This window comes from Arenibacter algicola (assembly GCF_018860365.1).
GTDB classification, from domain to species: Bacteria; Bacteroidota; Bacteroidia; order Flavobacteriales; family Flavobacteriaceae; genus Arenibacter; species Arenibacter algicola_B.
The window spans coordinates 1-11,584 of sequence record NZ_JAHKPO010000017.1; the positions used below are offsets into that span (position 1 = coordinate 1).

At 37.9% G+C, this 11,584-nt stretch carries 9 protein-coding genes; all 9 read left to right on the plus strand.

The window, feature by feature from the left end; all coding sequences use genetic code 11:
- Positions 1-132: 132 nt before the first annotated feature.
- The 9 genes from KO529_RS15395 to KO529_RS15435 all read left to right on the plus strand — a co-directional run bounded on the left by KO529_RS15395 (position 133) and on the right by KO529_RS15435 (position 11,023).
- Positions 133-1,581, plus strand: coding sequence for a glyceraldehyde-3-phosphate dehydrogenase (locus tag KO529_RS15395; protein ID WP_215948764.1), 1,449 nt, complete (start codon positions 133-135; stop codon positions 1,579-1,581).
- Positions 1,582-1,723: 142 nt separating this feature from the next.
- Entirely contained in the window at positions 1,724-2,344 is a 621-nt protein-coding gene (locus KO529_RS15400; protein ID WP_215948757.1) for a tRNA (guanine-N1)-methyltransferase, read from the plus strand.
- Between the two features lie 181 nt (positions 2,345-2,525).
- On the plus strand, positions 2,526-3,203 hold the full coding sequence (trmD, locus tag KO529_RS15405) for a tRNA (guanosine(37)-N1)-methyltransferase TrmD (RefSeq protein ID WP_215948758.1): 678 nt from the start codon (positions 2,526-2,528) through the stop codon (positions 3,201-3,203).
- 246 nt (positions 3,204-3,449) lie between these two features.
- Positions 3,450-3,800: a 50S ribosomal protein L19 gene (gene rplS / locus KO529_RS15410; protein WP_103440983.1), complete on the plus strand. Its 351-nt coding sequence runs from the start codon at positions 3,450-3,452 to the stop codon at positions 3,798-3,800.
- 688 nt (positions 3,801-4,488) lie between these two features.
- A complete protein-coding gene (locus KO529_RS15415) occupies positions 4,489-6,708 on the plus strand; it encodes an NADP-dependent isocitrate dehydrogenase (RefSeq protein ID WP_215948759.1) in 2,220 nt (739 codons plus the stop codon).
- Between the two features lie 123 nt (positions 6,709-6,831).
- On the plus strand, positions 6,832-9,207 hold the full coding sequence (locus KO529_RS15420; RefSeq protein WP_215948760.1) for a TonB-dependent receptor: 2,376 nt from the start codon (positions 6,832-6,834) through the stop codon (positions 9,205-9,207).
- 4 nt (positions 9,208-9,211) lie between these two features.
- The gene (locus tag KO529_RS15425; protein WP_215948761.1) at positions 9,212-10,045 is read left to right on the plus strand and encodes a DUF4249 family protein; all 834 of its coding nucleotides are present in this window, start codon (positions 9,212-9,214) and stop codon (positions 10,043-10,045) included.
- 33 nt (positions 10,046-10,078) lie between these two features.
- A complete protein-coding gene (locus tag KO529_RS15430) occupies positions 10,079-10,315 on the plus strand; it encodes a DUF6095 family protein (protein ID WP_215948762.1) in 237 nt (78 codons plus the stop codon).
- A 186-nt stretch (positions 10,316-10,501) separates the two neighbouring features.
- Positions 10,502-11,023: a 5' nucleotidase, NT5C type gene (locus tag KO529_RS15435; protein WP_215948763.1), complete on the plus strand. Its 522-nt coding sequence runs from the start codon at positions 10,502-10,504 to the stop codon at positions 11,021-11,023.
- The last annotated feature ends 561 nt before the right edge of the window (positions 11,024-11,584 follow it).

Consider the following 11,584-nt stretch of genomic DNA (forward strand, 5'->3'; position numbering starts at 1 on the left):
CTTATTTTAGGACGGGACAGTCAAAGCATAAAAAAAGCGCTCCGATCGGAGCGCTTTTTTTATGCCTTATTTTTTACGAAAACGTTTGAAATCTATAATTTTGCCAAAAATCCAACAAATCAACATCAACCTATGAGCGCTATTAAGCTTTATGAAAAGGAATTGGCCTTTCAAGCAGACAGAAGGAAGGCCACCACCGAGTTCATTAAAATTGCAAGTGATTTATGGTACGACAAATCCATAGAAATTGTTCTTTTTAAAAATCAGGTAATAGACAAGAACGTTAGCGACATTATAAACCTACATGAATATGCAGGCGAATTTGTTCAAAAACCGATATCAATTTTCGATTCGGTCGAAATTTTGCGAACTATAAACGATATACAATTACCTCCTTCTAAATTGGATATTGGAAAACTCACCTATGAATATCATTCCAATGACAATAATTACGGCAATGTAAAAGCGTTTGTCTTGGACAAGCTTAAAAGCGCCAATTCCATGAATGAAATAATACCCAAAGATGTGGTGTTATATGGTTTTGGACGAATAGGCAGATTATTGGCCAGGGAATTAATGGCTAAAACTGGCAAAGGAAATCAGTTGAGATTAAGGGCAATAGTTACCCGAGGGCCCATAACGCCGGAAATTTTGGAAAAGAGAGCCAATTTATTACGTACAGATTCCGTGCACGGGCAATTTATGGGGACAGTGGATATCGACTTTAAAAACAAAGCTATGTCCATTAATGGCACCACTGTTCATATTATTGAGGCAGATAGTCCGGAGGACATCGACTATACCCAATACGGGATTGCCAACGCACTGATAATAGACAACACTGGAGCCTTCAGGGACAAAGAAGCCCTAAGTAGGCACTTGAGGTCCCAAGGGAGCAGTCAAGTGCTACTTACTGCACCTGGCAAAGAGATTCCCAATATAGTTCATGGAGTCAACCATTTGGAATTTGATCCGGACAGCATTAAAATATTTTCTGCCGCCTCTTGCACGACCAATGCTATAACTCCAATACTGAAAGTGGTGGATGATTCTTTGGGAATAAAAAAAGGACATATTGAAACTATTCACGCCTATACCAACGATCAAAATTTGGTAGATAACATGCACGGTAAATACAGACGCGGCAGGGCTGCGGCACTAAATATGGTAATTACGGAAACAGGGGCCGGAAAAGCAGTGGCCAAAGCCCTACCACAACTCATTGGCAGGTTAACATCGAATGCCATTAGGGTACCGGTACCTAACGGCTCTTTGGCGATATTAAACCTGGAGATCAACAACAAAACTTCAAAGGCGGCATTGAACACCATTATTAAGAAATATGCATTGGAAGGCGATTTGGTGGAACAAATAAAGTATTCCTTGAGCAATGAATTGGTATCAACGGACATAGTTGGGACTTCTGCGCCTGCAATTTATGACAGTACGGCAACCATAGTATCGGAAGATGGAAAGAATCTTGTGCTCTATATTTGGTATGATAATGAATTTGGATATTCCCACCAAGTAATTCGCCTTGCCAAATACATTGCGAAGGTTCGTAGGTACACCTATTATTAAAATTTTATCAATATATAATAATATAGAAAATTGTGGGTTATTCTATTTAGTTAAGGTACGTCTTATCCCTTTTTTTAATAATTGGGAATATTAAAGTATTTTAGCCCTCTCTAAATCATTATTAACAATAAGAATTACATAAATGAAAATTTCGAAATTACTCTTTATCGTAATGGCTCTATTGTCATTTAACCTACACTTTGCACAGGAATCCGAGGAGGACGATAAACTTTCCTTGGACCAAGGTCCTATTAGCTCCCAATTCGAATATATCTCCAAAAAATCTGGCAATTACAGAGCCGATGGGGTAAGATACGAGGTGGTAAAGGAGTTTAACTTGGGAAAACTGAGACAAAATGTATTGGATTCCATTAATGCCTTCAATAAAAAGGTCAATGAACTAAACGGCACCATTGCCGGTCATGTAGAAACAATTGAATCCCTGAACAAAACATTGGAAGAGACTACCAATAATCTTTCCGAGGTTACCGAGGAGAAGGATAGCATGTCTTTCCTAGGTATTCTGGTGGCCAAAAGCACTTACAATTTTATTCTTTGGACCATAATAGCTGGCCTATTACTGTTTTTATTATTTTTTATCTATAAATTCAGAAATAGCAATATTCTTACCCAGGAAGCCAAATCGACGCTTGCGGAAGTGGAAACCGAATACGAGGACCACAGAAGAAGGGCATTGGAAAGGGAACAGAAAATTAGTAGACAGCTCCAGGACGAGATCAATAAGCATAAAAAATCCAAATAATTTAAGGGAAACCTTATGGATTTTTGACTTTGGAATTTTAAAAGCTCCTTTTTAGGGGCTTTTTCTTTTAGCTCTTGAGTTAATTGTGTTTGGCAAAAACAAAATAGCGCGAAGGATTGCGTCTATTTTTACTACTTTTGAGCCCGCCCTGTAAAAAACATTAATTGTTATTGATTTTCCCATGCGTATAGATATAATTACAGTAGTTCCCGAAATACTTAAAAGTCCCTTTGAAGCTTCCATTTTAAAACGAGCTATAGACAAAGGGATTGTTGAAGTCCACATGCATAACCTAAGGGATTATACGGATAAAAGTTACAATCAGGTAGATGATTATCAGTTTGGGGGCGGCGCAGGAATGGTCTTGATGATAGAGCCCATTGACAAATGTATTTCAACCTTAAAAAGTCAACGGGAGTATGATGAAGTCATCTATATGACCCCGGACGGAAAGACTTTGAATCAGAAAATGGCCAATGGCCTGTCTTTATTAAATAATGTAATTATTCTATGTGGCCACTACAAGGGTGTGGACCAACGGGTCAGGGACGTATTTGTTACCAAGGAAATATCTATAGGTGATTATGTCTTGTCCGGGGGCGAATTGGGTGCTGCCGTGCTATGTGATACCGTTATTAGACTAATACCGGGTGTATTGAACAACGAAACCTCTGCACTTACAGACACATTTCAGGATAACTTGCTTGCACCCCCAGTATACACTAGGCCAGCTGAATACAAAGGCCATAAAGTACCCGATATTCTGTTGAGCGGAAATTTTCCGAAAATAGAAACCTGGCGAGAAGACGAAGCGTATAAGAGAACTGAGCAGCTGCGTCCGGACCTACTTAAGGACTAGCCTTGATACCACTTTTTTTTCGGGACCTTCTACGGGAAAAATTTAAGGTTCCTTCAATGTGTGGAATTCCCATTGATTTCAAATAAAAGAAAAACTTTAATTAGGATGATTTTTTTGAAGCGGATTAACGATAAAAAACGCTCAATCACTTGTAAGTTATAAATATTAGATTAATTTTGCACTCCATTAAATCAACCTCTGACGATAATCGTGAAAGTTGGCTTAAGTAAATAATAATTAAAAACGATGGAAGAGTTATTAAAATTTGTAGAAAACGAATTTATTCCTAAAAAAGATTTTCCAAAATTTTCAGCTGGGGACACTATTACCGTGTACTATGAAATTAAGGAAGGTGAAAAAACAAGAACACAGTTTTTTAAAGGTGTTGTTATTCAAAGAAGGGGAACCGGAGCTACCGAAACATTTACAATCCGTAAAATGTCAGGTACTGTAGGTGTAGAGCGTATATTCCCAATAAATATGCCTGCTTTACAAAAAATAGAAGTCAATAAAAAAGGTAAGGTTAGAAGATCACGTATTTTCTACTTTAGAGGTCTTACCGGTAAAAAAGCTAGAATTAAAGAGGTTCGCTCTTAATAAGCTTATAGAATTTATTCAAAAGCATCCTTACCATCGTAAGGATGCTTTTTCATTTATGAACATTTGTTCAAAACAATAGTTCATAATATGTTGATAATAAAATTGTTACAAAATTTGTTTATTGAATAAAAATTCCCTACTTTTAATATGTGGCTGGTAATTCGTTACACGGATTAATGAATGTCACATAAAGTTTACGTTCTTTATCTCATTGTTATTTGTCCTTCTGTAGTGTTTTACATTATAGATTGCATTCTAGCTATTGACTTGCTTGTGTAAGTTGATAGATTTGTGAATATTGTGATATTATTAATGTAAGATCTAGGTTGTACATTAAGAATACCAAATATTTAAACATTGAGGAGAAACATCTTTGTCTCTTGGTTGTATTATTAAGGATAAAATGTTTCAAACGTTGAAATAGCGACGCAAATGCAATCAATGGTTGCCGTTTTGTAAAAAAGACAAAACAACAAGTTTGTAAACTATTTCTAGAAAGCCATATCAAGGTAGTTATACAATGATATGGCTTTTATTTTTGATATAATATCAACTTCAATATAAAGAATATTACCCCCCCTACTTTCCGAGTTTACATTTAGTTAATTTTATAGTCCTTCCCAGTTTATTTGGCATTTTTAAAATTGTATATTTGCTCCGCTTAAACTTAAAAAACTAAATTATAATGCCAAAAATTTTATATACCAAAACAGACGAAGCCCCTGCATTAGCAACACAATCATTTCTACCTATTATTAAGGCATTTACAAAGACAGCCGGAATAGATGTCCAACTTAAGGATATTTCCCTGGCCGGTAGAATAATTGCTGTATTTCCAGATTATTTAGAAAAGGAACAGCAGATTTCAGACGATTTGGTAGAATTGGGAAATTTGGCCAAAATGCCTGAAACCAACATTATAAAACTTCCAAATGTAAGTGCATCCGCTCCTCAATTGAACGAGGCCATAGCAGAATTACAAAGTAAGGGATATAGCATTCCAAACTATCCGGATAACCCAAAAAATGATGTTGAGAAAGATGTTAAGTCCAGGTATGACAAAATAAAGGGAAGCGCTGTTAATCCTGTTTTACGGGAAGGCAACTCGGATCGTAGAGCCCCAAGGGCGGTTAAAAATTACGCCAAGAAGCATCCTCATTCCATGGGTGCCTGGAGCGCAGATTCCAAAACGCATGTGGCCACCATGTCACATGGCGATTTTAAATCCAACGAGAAATCTGTTACCCTTGACAAAGCTACTTCCATAAAAATAGAACTCACACAAACAGATGGCACCAAGACTTTACTAAAGGAAAGTATTAAACTTCTGGAAGGCGAAATAATAGATGCCACCGTATTGAGTAAAAATGCGCTAATAAAATTCCTACAAGAGCAGGTTAAAGACGCCAAAGAGAAGGGCGTTTTGTTTTCCGTGCACTTGAAAGCTACCATGATGAAGGTTTCTGACCCCGTTATTTTTGGTCATGTAGTTAAGGTATTCTTTGCCGATGTTTTTAAAAAGCACAGCGCTACATTTAAGAAAATTGATGTCAATGCCAATGATGGTCTTGAGATTTTACTTAAAAAAATAAAGAGTCTTCCCGATTCTGAAAGAAAACAAATAGAATCGGATATCGAAAATACTATTAATCAAGGTCCTGCCTTGGCCATGGTAAATTCAGATAAGGGGATTACCAACTTACATGTGCCAAGTGATATCATTATTGATGCCTCCATGCCGGCCATGATTCGTAATTCCGGTAAAATGTGGGATTCCAATGGAAAAGCTCAGGATACCAAGGCAGTAATCCCGGATAGTAGTTATGCCGGAATTTATACCGAGACTATCAACTTCTGCAAAAAACATGGCGCCTTTGACCCTACAACCATGGGGACAGTACCCAATATAGGATTAATGGCCCAAAAAGCCGAAGAATACGGATCCCATGACAAAACTTTTGAAATTAAGGCCAATGGTAAGGTTTCTGTAGTGGATACCAATACCGGCAATGTTCTAATTGAGCACAATGTAGAGGAAGGCGATATTTGGAGAATGTGCCAGGCAAAGGATGCTCCTATCCAAGACTGGGTTAAACTTGCCGTATCCAGAGCTAGGGCTACCAATATCCCTGCCATATTTTGGTTGGATGAGAACAGGGCCCATGATTTTGAATTGATTAAAAAAGTAAATACTTATTTGGCCGATCATGATACTTCGGGATTGGACATAAGGATAATGTCTCCGGAAAAAGCCACGGTGTTTACATTGCAAAGACTTAAAGATGGAAAGGATACCATATCCGTATCCGGCAATGTCCTAAGAGATTATTTAACGGATCTTTTTCCTATTCTGGAAGTTGGTACCAGTGCAAAAATGTTATCCATTGTTCCCCTTATGAACGGTGGTGGACTTTTTGAAACCGGTGCAGGTGGCTCCGCCCCAAAACACGTAGAACAGTTTTTATCCGAAGGCCACTTAAGATGGGACTCTTTGGGAGAATTCTTGGCCCTTGGAGTATCTTTGGAGTTTTTTGGTGAAAAAAACAACAATAATCAAGCTATAATCCTTGCAGATGCTTTGGATAAGGCTACCGAACAATTTTTGGAAAACGACAAATCCCCTTCAAGAAAAGTTGGCGAGTTGGACAATAGAGGAAGCCATTTTTACCTAGCACTGTATTGGGCCAATGCTTTGGCGGAACAAAATAAGGACCAGGAACTTAAAACCGTTTTCACTCCTATTGCCGAAAAACTTTCCAAAAGCAAGGACGAGATTTTGAAACAGTTGAACGATGCTCAAGGTGCCGCTATCAATATTGGAGGTTATTATTTACCGGACCCAAATTTGATAAGTAAAGCCATGAGACCAAGTACTACATTCAATTCCATTTTGGAATCTATTTAAACGATTTTTTTTCATATTTAAAATGACCTTTTCACATGTTGGAAAGGTCATTTTGCTTTAAGAGATGGCAAACTTTTTTTTCCTCAAGGAAAATATCTATACATTTAGATAAAAATGCTATAAATGGGAAAAATTACATGTTTGCCGTTTTATTTACTAATACTATTTTCTTTAAATCTATTTTCTCAAGAACGCTTCACCCTTAGTGGTACAATAACCGAAATAGCAAGTAACGAGACTCTGATAGGTGTCACAGTTGCTGTGCCATCTTTAAGCACAGGCGTTATTACCAATGAATACGGTTTCTATTCCATTACACTACCAAAAGGAAGCTATGAGCTCCAAATAAGCTCTTTGGGATACCAAGATATTAACCAAACTATTGATCTGTCCTTCGATCAAAAAATAAATTTCCAGTTGCTTGAAGTTGCAGAACAATTGGAAGAGGTAGTGGTTACAGAGGATATTGAAAAATTAAATATCCGAAAACCACAGATGAGCGTTAACTCCCTTTCTGTAGAAACCATAAAAAAAATACCGGTAATTCTAGGAGAGGCCGATATTATAAAATCCATACTCCTTTTACCTGGAGTTAGCAACGCTGGCGAAGGGGCATCAGGATTCAATGTAAGGGGAGGTGCCGTAGACCAAAACCTTATTCTGTTGGACGAGGCCACTATTTTCAATTCCTCCCACTTATTTGGCTTCTTCTCCGTTTTTAACCCAGATGCCATAAAGGATGTAAAATTATTCAAAGGAGGTATCCCTTCCCGTTACGGAGGTAGGCTTTCTTCGGTATTGGAGATTTTTCAAAAAGAAGGGAACAGCAAAGAAGTAAAAGTTAACGGTGGCATTGGTGCAGTGGCCAGCAGGCTCTTGGTAGAGGGACCCATAATTAGGGACAAAGCCGCATTTCTTATCGGTGGCAGGGCATCTTACGCCCATTTATTCCTTCCGCTTTTCGATATAGATAACACAGCCTATTTCTACGATTTAAATACGAAATTAAACTTCAAGTTAAATGAGCGCAACAATATTTATTTATCTGGATATTTTGGCAGGGATGTCTATAGCATAAGTGACAGCTTTGTGAATACCTATGGCAATGCTGTACTTAATTTTAGGTGGAACCATTTATTCTCGGACAAACTATTCTCTAATTTGTCTTTGATATATTCTGACTATTACTACGGTTTAAAACTGGATTTTGTTGGTTTTAAATGGAATTCGGGAATTCAAAATTTTAATCTGAAATACGATTTCAAACATTATTTGAGCAATAATTTTCAGGTAAACTATGGTATCAATAACATATATTATCGCTTTAATCCTGGCAAGATAGAACCCAGTGATTCGGAATCGGGAATAATTGAAAATCAATTGATCCAAAAATATGCCAATGAATTTGCTTTATATGTAGATATTGAACAGGATATTACTGATAAATTAAGTTTACAGTACGGATTACGTCTCAGTAACTTCATACGCTTCGGACAGGATGAACTAAATGTTTATGAAAATGACAATCCAGTTTATTTTGACCCCTTACTACAAATATATAAAGAAGCGGATCCAGTAAGTGTTATATATCCGAAACGCAGTGAGAAATTAGCGACCTTTACCAATTTGGAGCCCCGTTTGGCATTAGCCTATACGATTAATCCCGACAATTCCATAAAAGCTAGTTATACAAGATTAACACAATATCTTCACCTGCTTTCCAATACCAGTTCCCCTACTCCACTCGATGTTTGGACCCCAAGCGGACCCTTTATAAAACCGCAATTATTGGACCAGTATGCATTGGGATATTTCAAAAATCTGAAGGACGGAGATTATTCCTTGGAAACCGAAGTTTTTTATAAGGATATCCAAAATAGAATAGACTATATAGACGGTGCCAATTTAATTGCCAATGATGCCATAGAGCAGGTAATCCTGAACGGAGAGGCAAGGGCTTATGGATTTGAGCTGCTTTTGAGAAAAAACAGGGATAGATTTGAAGGTTGGCTGGCCTACACCCTGTCCAAATCGGAGCAAAGGACCCCTGGGCGTAATGCTTCGGAAACAGGTATTAATTCAGGAAATTGGTACAACACTCCCTATGACAAGACCCATGATGTTTCCCTCTATGTAAATTACGAACTAAATGAAAAGTGGAGCTTTAACAGCAATTTTGTTTTCCAGACCGGGCAACCTACCAATTATCCCATAGGCCAATTCGAATTTCAAAATTTAGCAGTTCCTTATTACGGCCTTAGAAACAAACAACGACTGCCTGCATATCACAGAATTGATTTTTCGGCCACACTTACCCCCCGAAAAAACAAGGACAGGAAATTAAAATCGGAATGGGTTTTTAGTATTTACAACCTATACAACAGAAGAAATGCCGCCTCTATCGGTTTCAGTCGAAATGGGGACACAGGGGTGAATGAAGCAGTCCGGACCTCAATTTTTGGTTTGGTACCCGCCGCCACCTATAACATCAAATTCTAAAGAAATGAAGAACATTATAGTTTTAATCTCGTGTTTTATCACCTTTGGGTGTCAGGATGTAATTGAAGTAGACCTTCCTACAGAAGAACCTAGATTAGTTATTGATGCCTTGATCAGGTTGGAAGATATGGACAACCCATCCGTATTGGTCCAAATAAGGGCCAGTCTAACAAGTTCATTCTTTGATGAGGTAATGCCCGCCCAACTACAGGAAATCACCCTCACAAATACGGAATCCGGTGCTATTTTAACTTTGGAAGAATCCATTCCTGATACCGGTGTTTATGAAAATGAATGGGATTTGCAGGAATTGACCCAAGGGGAATTGGAACTTAATATTCAATACGGTGGCCAAACCTATTTGGCCACAACCAAATACGTTCCTGCCGTTCCCTTGGACTCCTTGGAACAGGGAACAACTACTTTGTTTGGAGACGATGAAACGGAAGTAATTATTACCTTCACAGATAATGGGGAACGGGATGATTACTATTTGTTCGATTTTGATTTCGGCGAGTATTTGGTGAGCGAAGATGAATTTTATCAGGGAAAGCGATTTCAATTTTCGTTTTTTTACGAAAGTGAATTGGAAGATGACAGATTGGTAACAATTAGTATTTTAGGCATAGATCAGGACTTTTTTAATTATATGAACCAATTGATTCAACAAAGTGGAGCGGATAACGGCCCCTTTAGTACTCCTGCCACTACAGTTAAGGGGAATATTATTAATGTGACTAATACAGGTAACAATGACAATACCAGTAAAAACAATTTTGCATTGGGTTATTTTGCCATATGCCAGACGTTTTCGGATACCCTTATAATAAAAAAATAATCTATATAATTAAGCCTGTCCAAGATTAAAATTATGAGAACAAATAAAGCCCTATTATTAAAAGGATTAAAATATATTGCCTATACCATTGCCCTAATGTTCACTGCCCCCATAGTAATATATCAGGCCTTTAAAAATCAAGGTCACCCATTATATTGGCCAGTCTTGATTGTTGGTCTTATTCTAGCCATTGCCGCTATTAGCCTTGGCTTTTATAGTATGAAATTAATTATGGATGCCCTCTTCAACAAGGATAACAAGCAAGATTAATTTTTACCGTCCTTTAATACTATAAGCCCTACAGCACCTTTTTTTTGCTAAATAAATCTGACGTTCAGTATAAATGTACCCCAGCGTTAATTAATCCCTTCCTAATCTTTATCCTATTATAACCCAATCATAATCGTTCCGGTCTTCCAAGGAAAATGGTTATTTTCGTATTTAAAAACTAATTCAATGACCTTATTTGTAGATATGGACGAAGTGTTCGCTGATGCGTATAACGCACACATAACACTTTACAATGCGGAATTTAATGAAAACCTTACCGAATTGGACTGTATGGGCCGGGAGGTTTGGCAAAGTGTTCCCGAAGAACGACAACTTAGCGTAAGAAGCCATGCTAGAACAGATGGTTTCTTCAGAACACTGGAGCCCATCAAGGACAGCAAAGAGGTTTTAAAGGAACTCTCTTTGAAATATGATCTTTACGTAGCCTCAGCCGCTATGGAATATCCCAATTCATTAAGGGAGAAAAGCGATTGGTTGGATGAACATTTCCCTTTTATACATTGGAGAAATAGAATCCTCTGTGGTAGCAAGCATATTCTAAATGGAGATATTTTGATAGATGATCGCAGCTACAATCTAGAGCATTTCCAGGGAAGGAAAATATTGTTTACCTCTCCTCACAATATACACACCAAAGGATATGAACGTGCCGACAATTGGTTGGAAGTAGGGAATTTACTGCTATAAGTATTTAATGTGCACTCGATAAAGGAAATGTACCAATGAATTAATGCAACAATGTACCAATAAATTAATGTAGCAATGTATTAATTGTGTGATTTGGAAACTGAATGATTTGATGATTTGAAGATGGGTCGATTTGGAAATGTATCAATAGTTCAATTTATCAATGTACCGATTGCTTAATGTATCAATTAATGACCCTCTCGGGATACAAACGCTGCGCAGTACGAACGGCTACGGGAACCGATCACGCCAGCGCCGTGCCATATTTTGGATATAGTACAAAAAAAAAGTCCCCTCATCTTGCGATGAAGGGACTTCAAAAAAAGGCGGCGGCCTATTCAATGACAGCCCGTTACTGCAAGCGTAGCAAAGCAGGAACGGATGCTGGAACTGATCACGCAAATGGCGTGCATTCAATGACAGCCCGTTACTGCAAGCGTAGCGAAGCAGGAACGGATACTGGAACTGATCACGCCAGCGGCGTGCCATGTGTTGGATATAGAACAAAAAAAAGTCCCCTCATCTTGCGATGAAGGGACTCTCAAAAAAAGGCGGCGGCCT

What these genes read in the sequence shown, in the direction of transcription:
- KO529_RS15395 (WP_215948764.1), top strand. Translation starts at nt 133, where the DNA reads ATGAGCGCTATTAAGCTTTATGAAAAGGAATTGGCCTTTCAAGCAGAC.
- KO529_RS15400 (WP_215948757.1), top strand. Translation starts at nt 1,724, where the DNA reads ATGAAAATTTCGAAATTACTCTTTATCGTAATGGCTCTATTGTCATTT.
- KO529_RS15420 (WP_215948760.1), top strand. Translation starts at nt 6,832, where the DNA reads ATGGGAAAAATTACATGTTTGCCGTTTTATTTACTAATACTATTTTCT.
- trmD (WP_215948758.1), top strand. Translation starts at nt 2,526, where the DNA reads ATGCGTATAGATATAATTACAGTAGTTCCCGAAATACTTAAAAGTCCC.
- KO529_RS15425 (WP_215948761.1), top strand. Translation starts at nt 9,212, where the DNA reads ATGAAGAACATTATAGTTTTAATCTCGTGTTTTATCACCTTTGGGTGT.
- KO529_RS15415 (WP_215948759.1), top strand. Translation starts at nt 4,489, where the DNA reads ATGCCAAAAATTTTATATACCAAAACAGACGAAGCCCCTGCATTAGCA.
- rplS (WP_103440983.1), top strand. Translation starts at nt 3,450, where the DNA reads ATGGAAGAGTTATTAAAATTTGTAGAAAACGAATTTATTCCTAAAAAA.
- KO529_RS15435 (WP_215948763.1), top strand. Translation starts at nt 10,502, where the DNA reads ATGACCTTATTTGTAGATATGGACGAAGTGTTCGCTGATGCGTATAAC.
- KO529_RS15430 (WP_215948762.1), top strand. Translation starts at nt 10,079, where the DNA reads ATGAGAACAAATAAAGCCCTATTATTAAAAGGATTAAAATATATTGCC.